Genomic DNA, 16319 nt, shown 5'->3' with positions numbered 1-16319 from the left:
GGTTTGCCGCACGCGGTGGCGGCGTAGGCCACAACCGCGCGCAAGCCGCCTGACATCAAGCCTTGACGTGGGCGTTGATGTAGTCGATCGCAGCCTGGACGGTGCTGATCTTCTCGGCTTCTTCGTCCGGGATTTCGCACTCGAACTCTTCTTCCAGCGCCATCACCAGTTCAACGGTGTCCAGCGAGTCAGCGCCCAGGTCATCGACGAACGATGCGCTGTTGGTGACTTCTTCTTCCTTGACGCCAAGCTGTTCGACGACGATTTTCTTGACGCGTTCTTCGATGGTGCTCATTGGATATCGCTCCAGATGGAGTAGTGGTTCAAAAATGACGTCATCCGAAGATGGATGACCGTGGGATAGTGTAGTGGAAACCGGCGACGCCTTGCATCGCTGCAAAACATCATTCAGATCAACCACTTGCGGCGCAATCCATGCGCCACATGCTTACGGCATGTACATGCCGCCGTTCACATGGAGGGTTTCGCCGGTGATGTAGCTGGCCGAGGGACCGGCCAGGAACGCCACCGCGTTGGCGATATCGCCCGGTTCGCCGAGGCGCTCCAGGGCGATCGACTTGACCAGGCCGGTGCGCTGCTCTTCCGGCAACGCCTTGGTCATGTCGGTGTCGATGAAGCCCGGGGCGACCACGTTGACGGTGATGCCGCGCGAGCCGATTTCCTTGGCCAGCGACTTGGAGAAGGCAATGATGCCGGCCTTGGCGGCGGCATAGTTGGCCTGGCCGGCATTGCCGGTCACGCCGATCACCGAGGCGATGTTGATGATGCGACCCTTGCGGGCCTTCATCATGCCGCGGATGACGGCCTTGGAGGTGCGGAACACGCTGGTCAGGTTGGTGTCCAGGATGGCCTGCCAGTCCTCGTCCTTCATGCGCAGCAGCAGGTTGTCGCGGGTGATGCCGGCATTGTTGACCAGGATGGTGATGGCGCCGAATTCCTTGGCGATCCCGTCCAGCACGGCGTCCAGCGCAGCGGCATCGGTGACGTTCAACGCGCGGCCCTGGCCACCGACGGCCGCCAGGCGCTCGCCGATGGCGGCGGCACCGGCGTCGGTGGTGGCGGTACCGATCACGGTCGCGCCCTGCGCGGCCAGTGCATCGGCGATGGCGGCGCCGATGCCACGGCTGGCGCCGGTCACCAGTGCGATTTCACCCTGAAGGGGCTTGCTCATCTGTGTTTCCTCGTACGGGACCGGCCCGCGCGCCAGGCCGGGGCCGGGCGACGCAGGACCAGTCGAAGGATCAGGCAGCCCAGGTCTCGCGGGCGGCTTCGAAATCGGCGGGCGTGGACAGTGTGCGCGCGTCCAGCGATTTGTCGATGCGCTTGATCAATCCGCTCAGTACCTTGCCCGGGCCGCACTCGGCCACGCGGGTGACGCCGCGGGCGGCCAGCGCCTGCACGCAGCCGGTCCACTGGACGGGCAGGTAGAGCTGCTGGACCAGGGCCTGGCGGATGGCGTCGATGCCGTCGTGGACGCGGGCGTCCACGTTCTGCACGACCGGCAGGGCGGGGGCGCGCCAATCCAGGCCGGCCATGGTCTCGGCCAGGCGGTTGGCGGCTTCGCGCATCAGCGGGGTGTGCGAGGGCACGCTGACGGCCAGCTTGACCGCCTTGCGGACGCCCTTTTCGGCGAGCAGGGCCAGGGCGCGATCGACGGCGGCGGCGTCGCCACCGATGACGATCTGGCCGGGTGAGTTGAAATTGGCGGGCACCACGACCTGGCTGCCGGCGGCCTGTTCGCAGACCTCCTGGACCAGGGCGTCTTCGGCGCCGAGCACGGCGGCCATGGCGCCCACGCCTGCGGGCGCGGCGTCCTGCATCAGCTGGCCACGCAGGCGCACCAGGTGGGCGCCATCGTGCAGGGTCAGCGCGCCGGCAGCGACCAGGGCGGTGTACTCGCCCAGGCTGTGCCCGGCCAGCACGGCCGGCTTGGCGCCGCCGACGGCATTCCAGGCGCGCCACACGCCGATGCTGGCAGCGAGCAGGGCCGGCTGGGTGTATTCGGTGCGGTTGAGCATTTCCTCGGGGCCGCCCTGGGAGAGGGCCCACAGGTCGACGCCGGCGCCATCGGACGCCTCGGTGAAGGCCTCGCGGACCTGCGGGTGCAGCTCGGCCAGTTCGGCCAGCATGCCCAGCGACTGCGAGCCTTGGCCGGGGAACACGAATGCGAGATTGGAATCGGTCACGCGGTCATCCGCCTGCAAAAATCGAACGGCGAATGATAAGGCCGAACAGCGCCCTTCGTCTGTACTGGCGCGTATGTGGGGGAAGCGTTATTGGCTGCTTTGGAGCTGGGGCAAAGGTCAAACCCCTGCCCGTACTGTCGGGGAGAGGGCTGGGGTGGGCCGGGGGGCGGGACACGCCGTGAACCCATCCTTGGGGGCTCTTCTTGCGCCATCCATGGCGCAAGACGGTCCCGCCCCCCGGCCCACCCCAGCCCTGCCGAGGATGGTCGGCATGCGTGGAAAGGCCAAAGCGGGGCCGCGGCGTTCGTTTGGGTTTGGGGGTGCCGAGCATGGCTCGGCATTACCCTCTTCCCAAATCCCGCGGGCAGGGATGCCCTGGTGAGGCTCGGTGACGCCGAGGCGGCGTGCCGTTGATCGCTCGTGCGCTCCGACGCACTGCCGGGGTCTCGGCACACGAGCAATGATGCATCGGCTTTAGCTACGGCTAAGGCTTCGGCTTCTTCGACTCCACCGCGATGGTTCTGAGAGAGCCAGCCCCGATCAGACCAGCAGCTGCAGGATGTCCAGGTCGCCGTCGGAGAAGAAGTCGAAACAGATCACCGCCAGCATCAGCATGCCCAGCGTCGTCGCCCCATGCACGATCAGGATCGCGTGCGCCAGCGCGCGCGCCGACCGCCCCATCTTCATGCTCGCCCGTGCCAGTCCCTGCAGTCGCCCGGACACCGCGTGGGCGTGGGCCAGCACCGGTGCCTCGACCCCGTCCATCGCCTCGGCCATCAGTGTCTGCAGCTGCTGCGGGCGGTCCTCGTAGTACTTCGCCACGCCGTAGCCGAACATCAGCCAGTCGCGCGCCTGCGCCTGCGCCAGGTCCATCACCTCCAGCGGGTCTTCTTCGAAGTCGATGAAGCCCACCCGCGTACCGTCCCAGGTCAGGTTGCGCGGCAACGGCTGCCCGAAATACGCCCCTTTCCGATGCGCCGTTGCGATCGCCTGCATCGCCGCGGCCACCAGGCGGTCGCGTCCGGCCTCATCGGCTTCGCGCAGGCAGGTATTGAACGAACTGCCGTTGTCTTCCAGCACCAGCGCGGCGTGGCCGCTGCCGATCACATGAGGGACGTTTACGCCCTGTGCCGACAGCTCGGCAAGGCGCCGCGCCTCGGTCTTCCTGGCGGCATCACCGCCACGGTGCGGCGGCGGTCGCAGGGCGTCCAGCTGGAAACGATGGGCGACGAAATTGAGCAGGCCCAAGGCAACCGCGCGGCTTCCTTCGCCGTACTGCTTCAGCCAGGCGCGTTGCCCTTCAATGACGATGGGCTCAACCATGACGGATCTCCTGAAATGCAGACGGCCCCAAATGGGGCCGTAACGACAACGTCACGCTGTCGTAACCAGCACTATCAATAGCGCAGCAGCGCCGAACCCCAGGTGAAGCCACCGCCGAAGGCCTCCAGCAGCAGCAGCTGGCCACGCTCCACGCGGCCGGAGCGGATCGCCACGTCCAGCGCCATCGGCACCGAGGCCGAGGAGGTGTTGCCGTGCTTGTCCACCGTCACCACCACCTGCTCCATCGACATCTCCAGGCGCTTGGCCGTGGCTTCGATGATGCGCAGATTGGCCTGGTGCGGGATCAGCCAGTCCAGGTCGGCCTTGGTCAGCGCATTGGCTTCCAGGGTCTCGTCCACGACCGAGTCCAGCGCCTTCACGGCGTACTTGAACACGTCGTTGCCCTTCATCAGGATGGCGCCGCGGGCATTTTCGCCCTCGCCGAACCCGGCAGACACGCCCACCGGGTTCCACAGCAGCTCTTTCTTGCTGCCATCCGAATGCAGGTGGGTGCTGAGGATGCCGGTGTCTTCGTCGGCCTTGAGCACGACGGCGCCGGCGCCATCGCCGAACAGCACGCACGTGGTGCGCTCGGTCCAGTCCACGATCCGGGTCAGGGTTTCCGCACCGATGACCAGCACATGGCGTGCATCACCGGAACGAATGAATTTGTCGGCCACGCTCAACGCGAACACGAAGCCCGAACAGGCCGCGTTGACGTCGAAGGCGGGGCAACCGGTCGCACCGAGCTTGGCCTGGATCAGGCACGCGGTGGACGGGAAGATCAGATCGGGGGTCGTCGTACCCACCACGATCATGTCCAGCTGGGATGCGTCGATACCGGCCGCTTCCAGCGCACGCACCGCGGCGTGGTAGCCGAGGTCGCTGGTGGTTTCGGTGTCGGCTGCAATGTGCCGCTCACGGATACCCGTGCGCGACTGGATCCACTCATCGGTGGTGTCGACCATTTTCTCCAGATCCTGGTTGGTCAACACTTTTTCGGGCAAATAGCTACCAGTGCCCGCGATCCTCGAGTAGATCCGCTTGCTCATTGCATATCCTGTAGCACGGCCATCAACACTGACAGCCGGGAAGAAAGGGGTAAAGGCCGCTGCCCGACCGGGCAGCGGCCTTCACGAATCAATCTTCTTCGACGGCCGAATTCGACTTGGTCGCAATCACCTTCTTGCCACGGTAGAAACCGTCAGCGGTGATGTGGTGACGCAGATGCACTTCACCGGTGGTCGGATCGGTGGACAGCTGCTTGGCGCTCAGTGCGTCATGCGCACGGCGCATACCGCGGCGGGACGGGGTGACACGGGATTTCTGCACAGCCATGGGATTGCTCCAAACTCGGTTCGTTTTGCTTCGTCGTATCGTCGCGCAGGACGCCAGCGCCCAGCACAGTTTTCGCTTTCGCCGCAGCCGCCGACGACAATCCGGCTGCTATTGTTTTTTCAGTGCCGCCAACGCCGCGAACGGATTGGCCTTGCTGATTTCTTCTTCGGTCGGTGCCCAATCCTGGTCCACCGCCTCGCCATCGGGAGACAGCGGCACCACGGGCACGGCCAGGACCAGTTCGTCCTCGACCAGTTCCAGCGGTCGCAGCATGCCGTCTTCGGGCACCAGCCAGGGTTCGTACCCTTCCGGCAGCGAAGCTTCATCTTCTTCGCTGCGGATCAGGCCGAGCCGCTGCACCATCGAGACCGGCAGCAGGAAACGCTGCAGGCTGCGCTGACAGATCAGCGGCAGCTCGGTGTCGATGGACAGTTCGACATAGGATACCCGCAGGATGTCGTCGTGCGCGAATTCCAGTGCATAGCTGCACCGGCCTTCGGTATCGGCAACAAGCCCTTGCAGGCGGGTAAGTTCAGCCAGATCGACTTGACCATCGAAGCGCCTGCGCGCTGCGACCATCCGCCAAGCATCCAGCAATTCGGGCACGTTCGCGGACATAAGCCGCTGAATGTTAAGGACCGTCTGCCCGGCTGTCAAATCCCTCTTTTCCGGGGTTGCCGGCGCTGGACCCCCGGGCCAGACTGCCAGCCCCGCCGACCGGTATTTTCGCATGCTTCCGCCCGTCCTTGCCTCCACCTCCCGCTACCGCCTGGAACTGCTGCAGCGGCTGGGCCTGACCCCGGAATGCGCACGCCCGGAGGTGGACGAGACCGCCCTGCCCGGCGAAGCTCCCCGCGCACTGGCGGTGCGGCTGGCCCGGGCCAAGGCTGCCGCGGTGGCCGCGCGCCAGCCCGGCCGCTGGGTGATCGGGTCGGACCAGGTGGCCGAGCTGAACGGGGCCCCGCTCGGCAAGCCGGGCTCGGTCGAGGGCGCCCATGCGCAGTTGGCGGCCATGTCCGGTCAGCAGGTGGCGTTCCATACCGCGGTCTGCCTGCAGCGTGACGAGCGGGTGCTGGACGCCTGCGATCTCACCCGCGTGCAGTTCCGCGTGCTGGACGCGGCCAGCATCGAACGCTACGTGGCCGCCGAGCAGCCGCTGGACTGCGCCGGCAGTTTCAAGTGCGAGGGCCTGGGCATCAGCCTGTTCGAGGCGATCGACAACCGCGACCCCACCGCCCTGATCGGCCTGCCGCTGATCGCGCTGTGCCGGCTGCTGCGCGAGGCCGGCTACACCCTGCCCTGAGCGCCCTTTCGGCCGCTCAGGGGCGGGCCGCCGGCACCACCAGGGCCTGTTCCTGCCAGGTCTCCACGCTGCCGTCGTTGCCATGCAGGCGCAGCCCCAGCCAATGCCGGCCCGGGGTCAGTGCGCGGGTATCGATGCGGGCATCGAAGCCTACGTTGGGGTGCTGCGGATCATTGGAAATGGTCCAGAAGCTGGTGATGTCATACGCACGTCCATACGCGGCTTCGGCCGCCGGGACGCCGTCCACCAGCACCTCCACCCGGGTCAGCCCGACCCCGTCCTTGAACGCCCAGCCGCGCACGTCGAGCAGCCCGTCGACGGCGGCATTGGGCTGCGGCGTATCGATCCAGGCCATCGCCGGGGTGACGCACGGGCCCGGGGCCCGGGCCGCCGGCAGCCTGAACAACAGGAACCGCTGGAAGCCATGGTCGTAGCTGACCACGCGCGGCGGCGGCAGCGGGCCCACCTGCGCACAGATGTCGTGGTAACGCGCGAGCAGGTCGCGGTAACGCTGGTCGCTGGGCGAGAGCACCAGCAGCATCGGCCCCGTGCGCGGCCCTTCGTGCAGCAGCCCCCACAGGCCCAGCTGCGCGCTGCGCCCATGCTTGTCGTTGAGCGGATGACGCAGCACCTCGATGGCCGGGTCGCGCAGCTGGAAGCCCAGCTCGGCGCCCACCTTGAAGTTGCCGGCCAGCACCCGCGTACCGGACGGCATGTCGGCCAGTTCGTCGCGCACCACTGCCGCCAACGGTTCCCAGCCGGCGAAGTTGCGCGGGTAGTACTTGTAGCCGGCCAACTGCTCGCGCAGGCTCGGCGTGGACGCCATCAGGTAATAACCGAACGCCAGCGCCAACCCGGCGCCGGCCAGCCACCAGCCGGTGCGACGCAACCAGCGCGGCCAGCCGTTGAGCACCACCGGCACCGCCACCAGCAGCGCCAGGTAACCCGGCAGCGGCCAGTGGAAACTGATCCGCTCCACGTCGGTGAAAAAGCCCAGCGCGAAGATCGACAGCGTCGACACCGCACCCACCAGCCCGAAATAGCGCCACTGCGCACGCGCACCGCCACCGGAGCGGGTGCCCGCGAGGGCCACCTTCCACATTGCCATGCACAGGATCGGGGTGACCAGCATCGGCTGGATCACCAGGAACCACAGCCCACTCCACTGGAACGCCCATGGGTGGCGCTCGACCACCTGGAACTTCAGGCCGGCATCATGGTTGTCGGCATTCCAGGACAACAGCGGCAACCAGGCCAGCACGCCCACCGCCAACGCCACCCAGACCCGCGGATCGCGCAGCATGCGCCGCCCCTGCGGCAACAGCAGCAGCGCGATGAACCCGACCACGATCACGCCGATGAAGCGGTAATGGCTGAGCGCACCGATGGTCAGGCCCAGGCCCAGCTTCACGGCGGCGGCGGCATCGACGTTGCGCAGCAGGCGCGCGCCCGCATCCAGGCACAGCACCGCCGCCAGCGCCATCGGCACGTCCGGCACCGCCAACATGCCCAGCGTGCCCGACAAGGGCATCAGCAAGGTCAGGCTGCCGGCCTGCCAGCCCGCCACCGCACCGAACCAGCGCGTGGCAATGCGCGACACCAGCCACGGCAGCGCCGCGCCGATGGCCAGGAACGGCAGGCGCTGGGCCAGGATGTGGGTGCCCCCCAGCTCCACGCCCAGCCGCGACAGCCACGCCGTCAGGCCAGGCAGGTCCGAGTAGGCCGCCGCCAGGTGCTGGCCCTCCTGCCAGTAAAAGGCTTCGTCCACGAACAACGGCAGACGCGCTGCGATCACCAGCTTCACCGCGGTGATCAGCGTCCACAACAACAGGAAAATGGTGCGTGCGCGTTGTTCGCCCTGCATTGCTCTATAGAATCGAAGGAATCATCGACACGAGACGGACATGGAAAATTCGCCCCACGTGCCAGCCATGCTAACCGATGTACTGCGACAGGCCCTTCGCAGCGCCCAGGACCAGGTCAACGGGCTGGTGCTGGGCAAGGCACACGAAGTGCGCCTGGCGTTCGTCGCGCTGCTGTCCGGCGGCCACCTGCTGATCGAAGACCTGCCCGGGTTGGGCAAGACCACCCTGGCCCACGCGATGGCCTCCAGCCTGGGGCTGGGCTTCCAGCGCGTGCAGTTCACCTCCGACCTGCTGCCTGCCGACGTGCTCGGCGTCTCGGTTTATGACGCGACCAGCCGCCAGTTCCAGTTCCATACCGGACCGGTGTTCACCCACGTGCTGCTGGCCGACGAGATCAACCGCGCGCCGCCGCGCACGCAGAGCGCGCTGCTCGAGGCGATGGCCGAGCAGCAGGTCACGCTGGACGGGGTGACCCATCCGCTGCCGGACCCGTTCTTCGTGATCGCCACGCAGAACCCGGTCGACCTGTCGGGCACCTTCCCCCTGCCCGATTCGCAGCTGGACCGCTTCCTGCTGCGCCTGGCACTGGGCTATCCCAACCCCGAATCCGAGCGCGAACTGCTGCGCGGCACCGACCGACGCCACCTGATCGCCAAGGCCACACCGCGGCTGGACGACGGCCAGGTGCGCGCGCTGCGCGAGGCCGCCAGCCAGGTGCACGCCAGCGATGCGCTGGTGCATTACGTGCAGGCCCTGCTCACCCGCAGCCGCCAGCACGCCGGCGTGCGCGTGGGGCTCTCGCCGCGTGCCGGACTGGCCCTGCTGCGTGCGGCCAAGGCGCATGCACTGCTGCTCGGTCGCGCGCACGTGGTGCCCGAAGACGTGCAGACCCTGTTCGTGGCCGTGGCCGGGCACCGCCTGGTCCCCGAGGCGGAAGCCAGCAACGGACCGGCGCTGGCGCGCGCCATCCTCCAGACCGTGCCGGTGGATTGACGATGCGTCGCGGCTGGGGAGACCGCTGGCGGACACTGCAGTTGTTGGCGCGACCGCGCCGACCGGAGACGTTGCCGCGTCGCCTGGACCGGCGCCGGATCTATGTGCTGCCCACCCGGTTCGGCCTGTTCGTGGCGACGCTGCTGGGCGCGATGCTGCTGGGTGCGCTGAACTACAACAACAACCCGGCCATGCTGCTGGCGTTGTTGCTGGCCACCGTGGCGATCGCCAGCACCATCAGCGCGCACCTGCAGTTGTCCGGCCTGCGCATCGACGCGGTCTCGGCCGAACCGGTGCATGCCGGCGTGCCGATGCGGCTGCGGATCATCCTGTCGCGCCCGGATGCGCGCGCGCGGCGTGGGCTGGAAGTGGCCCATGCCGAGGCGACCACCTTTGGCCACCTGATCGACAGCGACCAGATCGAAGTGGACCTGGCACTGCCCACCGTGCGCCGTGGCTGGCTGGACCTGGACCGCATCCGGATCTCCACCACCCAGCCGCTGGGCCTGGTGCGCGCCTGGTCGTGGGTGTGGCCCGATGCCCCGCTGCTGGTCTATGCCGCACCGGCCACCCAGGCACCCCCGCTGCCGGAAAGCGGCGGTGACCCATTGCATACCCGCGTGCACGCCAGTGGCGACGAACTGCACCAGCTGCGCCCGTATCGCGCCGGCGACCCGCAACGCAGCATCGCCTGGAAGCACTCGGCGCGGCGCGACACCCTGCTGGTGCGCGAGTATGAAAAGCCGGTTGGCATGGATGTACTGCTCGACTGGCGCCAGGTGTCCACGCTGCCGATGGAAACGCGGATCGCGCGGCTGGCGCGCTGGGTCGACATGGCCGAACGCGACGGCCGCCGCTATACGCTGCTGCTCCCCGGGCAACCCGCACTGGGGCCGGGCAATGGCAGCGCCCACCACCACCTTTGCCAACGCGCACTGGCGCTGATGCCGCATGGCTGAGCCGACCTCGCCCCTCCTGAGTCCGAGCGCGCGCCACTGGACACTGGCCAGCGCCGCCCTGGGCCTGGTGCCGCTGCTGCTGCAGTTGCCCGACCTGCTGGCCGCGATCATCGCGCTGGTCGCGGTCGTCATCGCACTGGTCTCGCGCCAGCGGGTGCTGCCGGCTCCCCTGCGCCTGCTGCTGGTGCTGGGCATGCTGGCCGCGATCTATTGGCAGATGGGCGCCCGTCCCGGCCGCGATACCGGCTGCGCGCTGCTGGCGGCGATGCTGGCGCTCAAGTCCAGCGAACTGCGCAGCCTGCGCGATGCCCGCAGCCTGCTCGGCTTTGCGTTGTTCTCACCGTTCGCGGCCTTCCTGCTCGACCAGGGGCCGTCCACCATGGCGCTGGCGGTGCTGGCCGCGCTGACGGCGCTGCTCACCCTGCAGCGGCTGGCGCAGGCCGAAGGCCAGGCGCCTACGCCACCCCTCGGCGGGCAGATCCGCGGCGTGGGCCGGCTGATCGCCCTCGGCCTGCCGCTGGCGCTGGCCGGTTTCTGGCTGTTCCCGCGGCTGAGCGAGCCGCTCTGGGGCATCCCGGAACGCGCGGTCGGCAAGCCAGGACTGTCCGATCAGATGGAACCGGGCCAATGGCTGGACCTGATGGCCGATGACAGCCCGGCGCTGCGCGTGCAGTTTTTCGGCCCCGTGCCGACACCCCAGCAGCGTTACTGGCGCGGCCCGGTGATGACCTACTTCGACGGCCGGGTGTGGGAACAGGACCGCAGCGCGCTCGGACGCGCGCCGCCGGAGGTCACCCACGGCGCCACGCGCTGGGACTATCAGATCGACTACGAACCCACCGACCGTCGGCAACTCGTCGCCCTGGACCTGCCTATGCAGGCGCCCCCCGGGAGCGAGCTGGGCGCCGACCACAGCCTGCGCAGCCAGGCCAGCCTGACCGCCCTCACCCGCTGGCGGCTGCAGTCCGCGCCGGCCACCGGCTACGTCGAGGATCTCTCGCCCTATCAACGGCGCCGGGCATTGCAGTTGCCGCAGGGGTTCAACCCGCGCACGGCCACGCTGGCCCACCAGTGGCGCAGCGAGGCCGGTAACGACGACGAGGCGATCGTGCGCCGTGCCATGGCGTGGATCCGCGCGCGTTTCGCCTACACCCTGAGCACGCCGCTGCCCGGGCGTGATGGCGTGGACGAGTTCCTGTTCGACCAGCAGGCCGGTTTCTGCCAGCACTTCAGCTCGGCGTTCGTGGTGCTCATGCGCAACGCCGGCATTCCCGCCCGGGTGGTGACCGGCTTTGCGGGCGGCACCCGCAACCGCTACGGCGACTACTGGGTGGTGCGGCGCATGGATGCCCATGCCTGGGCCGAGGTCTGGCTGCCCGGCCGCGGCTGGGTGCGGGTGGACCCGACCGCCGCCGTGGCGCCCGAACGCATCTACGACACCCTGGAAGATCGCCTGCAGGTCGGTGGCGATGCCACCCTGGAAAGCCGCTGGGCGCAACTGGGCCAGGCCAGCGACTGGCTGCGTCGCGGCTGGAACGACCTGGTGCTGTCCTTCAACGCCACCCGCCAGCAGCAACTGCTGCGGCCCTTCGGCGTGGACAAACTGGAGCCGGCGCAGTTGATTGGCGTTTTCACCCTCTTCGCACTGGTCGCGCTAGGGTGGATGGCGTGGCTGCTGGCCCGCGGCGAACGCGAGCGCGACCCCCTGCTGCGCGCCTGGCATCGGATGGGCCAGCGCTACGCCAGGCTGGGCCTGGCCCGTGACCACGCCGAACCGGCGGGCCATTGGGCCCGGCGCGTGCACCAGCAACGTCCCGACCCGGCGCTGCTGTCACTCAGCAGCCGTTTCGTTCTCGCGCGCTACGCTGGCGCGGACGTCGACCTCACTTCATTATTGCGCGACCTGCGCAGGCATCGCCCGTCCTCCGGAGCATCCCCATGAAGATCCAGATTCTGCTTCCCCTCGCCGCTTCCCTGGCGCTGGCCGCCTGCGCGACCGCACCCAAACCGCTGCAAGGCCAGTTCAGCATGGTCAGCCCGCGCGATGCGGTGCCGACCCAGCAGGTGGGCACGCCGGTTCGTTGGGGCGGGCGCATCATCGAGACCAACCCGGGCCAGGGCCAGACCTGCTTCCAGCTGATCTCGCGCCCGCTCAACGGCAGCGGCCGCCCGAGCACCACCTCGGCCGACGCCAGCGACGGTCGCTTCATCGCCTGCCGCGCTGGGTTCTATGATCCGGCCGTGTTCGAGCCGGGCCGCGACGTGACCTTCATCGGCAAGATCGCCGGGTACGAGAGCACCCGTATCGGCGAGTACGACTACCGCCTGCCCAAGCTGGAGGCCGACGTCATCTACCTGTGGCCGGAAGTGCGCCAGGTCGATGTGGTGCCCGCTTACCCGTACGGCCCGTGGGGCCCGCCGGGCTGGGGCCCGGGTTGGGGCTACCGCGGCTGGGGCTGGTGGTAACCGCCTAGCGGCCGACCGCTGGTCGGTGTGCGTTGAAAGAAAAAGCCGCCGTCGTGCGGCTTTTTCTTTGCGCGCGGTAGAGCCCCGCCATGCGTGGCTGCTTTTGGATCCGGCGTTACGTGCAGCCCGATCCGGCGATGCGTGCAGCCACCCATGGGGTGGATCTACCTCATCCGGCGATGCGTGCAGCCACCCGTGGGGTGGCTCTACCCGATCCGGCGTTGCGTGCAGCCACCCTTGGGGTGGCTCTACCGGATCCGGTGGTGCGTGCAGCCACCCATGGGGTGGCTCTACCGGATCCGACTTTACGTGCAGCCACCCATGGGGTGGCTCTACGCGGGGGCGTCGTGGTTGGGTGCTTCAGGCGTTGGGCGTGCCGAAGTGCCCCAGGGGGGCGCCGGCCAGCAGGTGCAGGTGGATGTGGAATACGGTCTGCCCGGCATGCTCGCGGCAGTTCATCACGATCCGGTAGCCGTCCTGGGCGAAGCCTTCGCGGCGGGCGTACTCGGCGGCGGCCAGCGCCAGCTTACCGATCAGGTGCGCCTGCGAAGGCTGCACGTCATCCAGGGTCGGGATCGCCTCGTTCTTCGGGATGAACAACACGTGCACCGGCGCCTGTGGCGCGATGTCCTTGAAGGCGAGCACGTCCTCGTCCTCATAGACGATGGTGGCGGGGATTTCGCGGCGGATGATCTTGCCGAACAGGGTGTCTTGGCTCATGGGGCACCAGTTGGAACAGGGCCTTGGAGCTTAGCGCGGATGAGGGCCTCGGTCCTCGGGAAGCCGGCCGACGCGCGGCGCCGGCGCGTCGGCGCTGCGGTCATTCCTGGATTTCGGTGCGGGTGCCGAACGCGTGCGACAGCGTGCCGCGGTCCACGTACTCCAGCTCGCCGCCCAGCGGCAGGCCCTGGGCCAGCCGGCTGGGTCGCACCGTGTGCGCGCGCGCCAGTTGCGCCAGGTAGTGCGCCGTGGCCTCGCCTTCCACGGTGGCGCTGGTGGCGATGATCAACTCCTGCACCTCGCCCTGCTTCAGGCGCGCCTCCAGCTGGTCCAGGCCGAGCTCGCGCGGGCCCACCCCATCCAGCGGCGACAAGCGCCCCTGCAGCACGAAGTAGACCCCGCGGAACCCGGTCGCATGCTCGATCGCCAGGCGATCGGCCGGCGACTCCACCGCGCACAGCTGCTGGCGTTCGCGGCTGCCGTTGGCACACACCGCGCAGATCTCGGTCTCGCTGAAATCGCGGCACTGCGCACAGTGACCGATACGCTCGATCGCCTTGGCCAGCACCTCGGCCAGCTTCTGCCCACCCTCGCGTTCGCGCTCGAGCACGTGGTAGGCCATGCGCTGGGCAGTCTTCTGCCCCACGCCGGGCAGCACGCGGAAGGCCTCGATCAGTTGTTCGAGCAGGGGCAGGCTCATGGCGGTGGGCTCATCTCGGAAACAAGCGCGCGAAGCCCGGGGGCTTCGCGTCGCGGTCGCCAGCGGGGCGGCGGGCAGGCCCACCGCGCGCACGGGCTCAGAACGGCAGCTTCATGCCCGGCGGCAGCTGCATGCCGGCGGTGGCCGACCCCATGCGGTTCTTGGACTCCGCATCGATCTTGTTGGACGCATCGTTGAACGCCGCGGCCACCAGGTCTTCGGTCATTTCCGCATCGGCCAGGATCGACGGATCGATCCGCACTTTGCGGCATTCCTTTGCACCGGTCAGGGTCACGCTGACCATGCCGCCGCCAGCGCTGCCGGTCACTTCCAGCTTGGCGAGTTCTTCCTGGGCCTTCTGCAGGTTTTCCTGCATCTTCTGGGCCTGCTGCATCAATTGGGCGATGTTGCCGCGCATGTCGTGTTACTCATCAAAAGGACGGATGGAATCGGCCACGACCCGCGCACCGTGCTGCTGGACCAGCATCTGCACTTGCGGGTCGGCCATGAAGGCGGTTTCTGCCGCCTGTTGCCGCTCGCCACGCTGGCGGTCGGAACGCTGGTGCAGCGTTTCGGCCTGGGCGTTGCCGTGTTCGATCACGATCCGCGGGGTCTGCCCCAGCGGCCCGGACAGCGCATCGGTCAGCGCTGCCAGCGAACGGTCTGAACACAGGTACTCAAATCCGGGCGATACCGCCAGTTTCAAGACACCGTGTTGGAAACTGATGAACGCCGCATGCGCGGCCAACTGTCGCGACGGCCCGTTGAGCTGGCTCTGGGCGACCAGTTCCAGCCAGGCCTCCGGCGAGGACAGCGTGATCGGCATCGCGGCAGGCGCGGCCGCCGGGGCCGGCGCGGCGGACGGGGTGATGGCGATGCCCTGCGGGCGCGGCGCGGCGACGGGGGCGGCAACCGCGACCGGCGGCGGGGCCGGACGGGACGGCGGCGCCTCCCACGGCGCGACCATGGCCGCGTCAGGGCTGGCCATTTCCGCGGCCAGCGCCTCGTCACGCTCCTCCGCCCCGGTCGGGTGCCACGGCGGCGGATCGTCCTCCGGTGCGGGTTCAGCCGCCGGTGCGGGCGCCTGCCGCGCGACCTCGGCAGGCGCCGGCTGCGCCACCGATGGAGCGGCGACCGCAACCGGCGCGGCGATGACCGGCGCAGGCACGGCGACGGCCGCGGCCACTGCGGCAGGTGCCGCGGCCATGCCACTGCCCTGCACGCTGCCTGCGGTTCCACTGCCCACGTCCATCCCAGTGCCCGGATCGCGCGGCACCGGCGGCACGGCGGCGGCCGGGCGGAAGGCCAGCATGCGCAGCACGGCCATTTCAAAGCCCGCACGCGGGCTCGGGGCCAGGTACAGGTCGCGACGGCCGCTGAGCGCCATCTGGTACCAGAGCTGCACCACTTCCGGGCGCAGGCGCTGGGCAAAGGCGGCGGCATCGATCCCCTCGCCATCGGCCTGCGCGCCCGGCACCAGCTGCTGCACCTGGATGCGGTGCAGGGCTTCGGCCAGCGCCTCGAGCACGCCACTCCAGTCCGGCGAGAATTCAGCCAGCGCCGCCACCACCTGCAGCAGGCGCACGCCATCGCCATCGGCCAGGGCCTCCAGCATGGCGGCCACCTGGGTGCGGTCGACCGTGCCCAGCATGGTGCGCACCACGTCTTCACGCAGCGCGCCGCCGGCATAGGCGATGGCCTGGTCGAGCAGCGACAGGCCGTCGCGCAGGCTGCCGTCGGCGGCCTTGGCCAGCTGCACGATCGCGGTCGGGTCGGACTCGATTTCCTCGGCGGCCAGGATCCGGGTCATCTGGCCCTGGATCTGGTCCTCGTCCAGCCGCTTCAGGTTGAACTGCAGGCAGCGCGAGAGCACCGTCACCGGCAGCTTCTGCGGGTCGGTGGTGGCGAGCAGGAACTTCACGTGTTCCGGCGGCTCTTCCAGCGTCTTCAGCAGCGCATTGAAGGCCGCCTTCGACAGCATGTGCACTTCGTCGATCAGGTAGACCTTGTACTTGCCGCGCGAGGGCATGTACTGGGCGTTCTCGATCACCTCGCGGACATCGTCCACGCCGGTATTGGACGCGGCATCGATCTCGAGCAGGTCGATGTAGCGGCCGGCATCGATGTCCAGGCAGGCCGGGCACTGGCCGCATGGGTCGGCGCTGGTGCCCTGCTCGCAATTCAGCGACTTGGCGAAAATGCGCGCGATGGTGGTCTTGCCCACCCCGCGGGTGCCGGTAAACAGGAACGCATGGTGCACCCGGCCGCTGTCCAGCGCATTGCTGAGCGCACGGACCACGTGTTCCTGGCCCACCAGCTCGGCAAAACGCTTCGGACGCCACTTGCGGGCAAGGACGAGATAGGACATCAGGCCACCGTCTTCATCGGGACGTCCATTGTGCCACGCCTGTCCAGCCCCCCTGCCCTCCGGTTCGTACCGCTTGT

General features: G+C 68.6%; 17 protein-coding genes. 5 read left to right on the top strand and 12 right to left on the bottom strand.

Annotated elements, in window-relative coordinates; translation table 11 throughout:
- Window positions 1-55 precede the first annotated feature (55 nt).
- The 7 genes from acpP to AC1DGC_RS06905 all read right to left on the bottom strand — a co-directional run bounded on the left by acpP (window position 56) and on the right by AC1DGC_RS06905 (window position 5486).
- Window positions 56-295 (bottom strand): acyl carrier protein, encoded by a 240-nt coding sequence (gene acpP, locus AC1DGC_RS06935; RefSeq protein ID WP_017357544.1) that lies wholly within the window; start codon window positions 293-295, stop codon window positions 56-58.
- Between the two features lie 153 nt (window positions 296-448).
- Entirely contained in the window at window positions 449-1192 is a 744-nt protein-coding gene (gene fabG / locus AC1DGC_RS06930; RefSeq protein WP_478047504.1) for a 3-oxoacyl-ACP reductase FabG, read from the bottom strand.
- Window positions 1193-1262: 70 nt separating this feature from the next.
- Window positions 1263-2207, bottom strand: a complete 945-nt coding sequence (fabD, locus tag AC1DGC_RS06925) for an ACP S-malonyltransferase (protein ID WP_449335700.1) — start codon at window positions 2205-2207, stop codon at window positions 1263-1265.
- Between the two features lie 540 nt (window positions 2208-2747).
- Window positions 2748-3530, bottom strand: a complete 783-nt coding sequence (locus AC1DGC_RS06920) for a BUD32 family EKC/KEOPS complex subunit (protein ID WP_259210045.1) — start codon at window positions 3528-3530, stop codon at window positions 2748-2750.
- Between the two features lie 74 nt (window positions 3531-3604).
- Window positions 3605-4582, bottom strand: a complete 978-nt coding sequence (locus AC1DGC_RS06915) for a beta-ketoacyl-ACP synthase III (protein ID WP_259210044.1) — start codon at window positions 4580-4582, stop codon at window positions 3605-3607.
- A gap of 88 nt (window positions 4583-4670) precedes the next feature.
- On the bottom strand, window positions 4671-4868 hold the full coding sequence (gene rpmF / locus AC1DGC_RS06910) for a 50S ribosomal protein L32 (RefSeq protein ID WP_038690090.1): 198 nt from the start codon (window positions 4866-4868) through the stop codon (window positions 4671-4673).
- A 108-nt stretch (window positions 4869-4976) separates the two neighbouring features.
- Window positions 4977-5486, bottom strand: coding sequence for a YceD family protein (locus tag AC1DGC_RS06905; protein ID WP_259210041.1), 510 nt, complete (start codon window positions 5484-5486; stop codon window positions 4977-4979).
- Between the two features lie 112 nt (window positions 5487-5598).
- Between AC1DGC_RS06905 and AC1DGC_RS06900 the strand changes: the two genes are divergently transcribed.
- The gene (locus AC1DGC_RS06900; protein ID WP_394163932.1) at window positions 5599-6171 is read left to right on the top strand and encodes a Maf family protein; all 573 of its coding nucleotides are present in this window, start codon (window positions 5599-5601) and stop codon (window positions 6169-6171) included.
- Between the two features lie 16 nt (window positions 6172-6187).
- Here the strand turns inward: AC1DGC_RS06900 and AC1DGC_RS06895 are convergent, their stop codons facing one another.
- Window positions 6188-8035 carry a glycosyltransferase family 39 protein gene (locus AC1DGC_RS06895; RefSeq protein WP_478047503.1) on the bottom strand — a complete coding sequence of 616 codons (1848 nt, stop codon included), beginning with the start codon at window positions 8033-8035 and terminating at the stop codon, window positions 6188-6190.
- A gap of 67 nt (window positions 8036-8102) precedes the next feature.
- Here AC1DGC_RS06895 and AC1DGC_RS06890 point away from each other — a divergent pair, with 67 nt between their 5' ends.
- The 4 genes from AC1DGC_RS06890 to AC1DGC_RS06875 are packed head-to-tail and all read left to right on the top strand — an operon-like array spanning window position 8103 to window position 12454.
- Window positions 8103-9029 (top strand): AAA family ATPase, encoded by a 927-nt coding sequence (locus AC1DGC_RS06890; protein WP_259210038.1) that lies wholly within the window; start codon window positions 8103-8105, stop codon window positions 9027-9029.
- 2 nt (window positions 9030-9031) lie between these two features.
- On the top strand, window positions 9032-9988 hold the full coding sequence (locus AC1DGC_RS06885) for a DUF58 domain-containing protein (protein WP_478047502.1): 957 nt from the start codon (window positions 9032-9034) through the stop codon (window positions 9986-9988).
- Window positions 9981-11930 carry a transglutaminase TgpA family protein gene (locus AC1DGC_RS06880; protein WP_478047501.1) on the top strand — a complete coding sequence of 650 codons (1950 nt, stop codon included), beginning with the start codon at window positions 9981-9983 and terminating at the stop codon, window positions 11928-11930. Before AC1DGC_RS06885 ends, AC1DGC_RS06880 begins: the two co-directional genes overlap by 8 nt.
- Window positions 11927-12454: a Slp family lipoprotein gene (locus AC1DGC_RS06875; RefSeq protein ID WP_259210035.1), complete on the top strand. Its 528-nt coding sequence runs from the start codon at window positions 11927-11929 to the stop codon at window positions 12452-12454. The genes AC1DGC_RS06880 and AC1DGC_RS06875 overlap by 4 nt, the downstream gene beginning before the upstream one ends.
- 360 nt (window positions 12455-12814) lie before the next feature.
- On the opposite strand, the gene AC1DGC_RS06870 is transcribed toward AC1DGC_RS06875, so the two are convergent.
- The 4 genes from AC1DGC_RS06870 to dnaX all read right to left on the bottom strand — a co-directional run bounded on the left by AC1DGC_RS06870 (window position 12815) and on the right by dnaX (window position 16242).
- Complete coding sequence (locus AC1DGC_RS06870) at window positions 12815-13174, bottom strand: histidine triad nucleotide-binding protein (protein WP_259210034.1); 360 nt, start codon at window positions 13172-13174, stop codon at window positions 12815-12817.
- 100 nt (window positions 13175-13274) lie between these two features.
- Complete coding sequence (gene recR, locus AC1DGC_RS06865) at window positions 13275-13874, bottom strand: recombination mediator RecR (protein ID WP_259210033.1); 600 nt, start codon at window positions 13872-13874, stop codon at window positions 13275-13277.
- Between the two features lie 97 nt (window positions 13875-13971).
- Window positions 13972-14292, bottom strand: a complete 321-nt coding sequence (locus tag AC1DGC_RS06860) for a YbaB/EbfC family nucleoid-associated protein (RefSeq protein ID WP_259210031.1) — start codon at window positions 14290-14292, stop codon at window positions 13972-13974.
- A gap of 6 nt (window positions 14293-14298) precedes the next feature.
- A complete protein-coding gene (gene dnaX / locus AC1DGC_RS06855) occupies window positions 14299-16242 on the bottom strand; it encodes a DNA polymerase III subunit gamma/tau (RefSeq protein WP_478047500.1) in 1944 nt (647 codons plus the stop codon).
- Window positions 16243-16319 lie beyond the last annotated feature (77 nt).

Source organism: Stenotrophomonas sp. 05N37 (genome assembly GCF_056397365.1).
The sequence above is the reverse complement of the archived record's forward strand: the minus strand, read 5'-3'. Positions and strand labels throughout refer to the sequence as shown.

What these genes read in the sequence shown, in the direction of transcription:
- acpP (WP_017357544.1), bottom strand. Translation starts at nt 295, where the DNA reads ATGAGCACCATCGAAGAACGCGTCAAGAAAATCGTCGTCGAACAGCTT.
- fabG (WP_478047504.1), bottom strand. Translation starts at nt 1,192, where the DNA reads ATGAGCAAGCCCCTTCAGGGTGAAATCGCACTGGTGACCGGCGCCAGC.
- AC1DGC_RS06920 (WP_259210045.1), bottom strand. Translation starts at nt 3,530, where the DNA reads ATGGTTGAGCCCATCGTCATTGAAGGGCAACGCGCCTGGCTGAAGCAG.
- AC1DGC_RS06915 (WP_259210044.1), bottom strand. Translation starts at nt 4,582, where the DNA reads ATGAGCAAGCGGATCTACTCGAGGATCGCGGGCACTGGTAGCTATTTG.
- rpmF (WP_038690090.1), bottom strand. Translation starts at nt 4,868, where the DNA reads ATGGCTGTGCAGAAATCCCGTGTCACCCCGTCCCGCCGCGGTATGCGC.
- AC1DGC_RS06905 (WP_259210041.1), bottom strand. Translation starts at nt 5,486, where the DNA reads ATGTCCGCGAACGTGCCCGAATTGCTGGATGCTTGGCGGATGGTCGCA.
- AC1DGC_RS06900 (WP_394163932.1), top strand. Translation starts at nt 5,599, where the DNA reads ATGCTTCCGCCCGTCCTTGCCTCCACCTCCCGCTACCGCCTGGAACTG.
- AC1DGC_RS06895 (WP_478047503.1), bottom strand. Translation starts at nt 8,035, where the DNA reads ATGCAGGGCGAACAACGCGCACGCACCATTTTCCTGTTGTTGTGGACG.
- AC1DGC_RS06890 (WP_259210038.1), top strand. Translation starts at nt 8,103, where the DNA reads ATGCTAACCGATGTACTGCGACAGGCCCTTCGCAGCGCCCAGGACCAG.
- AC1DGC_RS06885 (WP_478047502.1), top strand. Translation starts at nt 9,032, where the DNA reads ATGCGTCGCGGCTGGGGAGACCGCTGGCGGACACTGCAGTTGTTGGCG.
- AC1DGC_RS06880 (WP_478047501.1), top strand. Translation starts at nt 9,981, where the DNA reads ATGGCTGAGCCGACCTCGCCCCTCCTGAGTCCGAGCGCGCGCCACTGG.
- AC1DGC_RS06875 (WP_259210035.1), top strand. Translation starts at nt 11,927, where the DNA reads ATGAAGATCCAGATTCTGCTTCCCCTCGCCGCTTCCCTGGCGCTGGCC.
- AC1DGC_RS06870 (WP_259210034.1), bottom strand. Translation starts at nt 13,174, where the DNA reads ATGAGCCAAGACACCCTGTTCGGCAAGATCATCCGCCGCGAAATCCCC.
- recR (WP_259210033.1), bottom strand. Translation starts at nt 13,874, where the DNA reads ATGAGCCTGCCCCTGCTCGAACAACTGATCGAGGCCTTCCGCGTGCTG.
- AC1DGC_RS06860 (WP_259210031.1), bottom strand. Translation starts at nt 14,292, where the DNA reads ATGCGCGGCAACATCGCCCAATTGATGCAGCAGGCCCAGAAGATGCAG.
- dnaX (WP_478047500.1), bottom strand. Translation starts at nt 16,242, where the DNA reads ATGTCCTATCTCGTCCTTGCCCGCAAGTGGCGTCCGAAGCGTTTTGCC.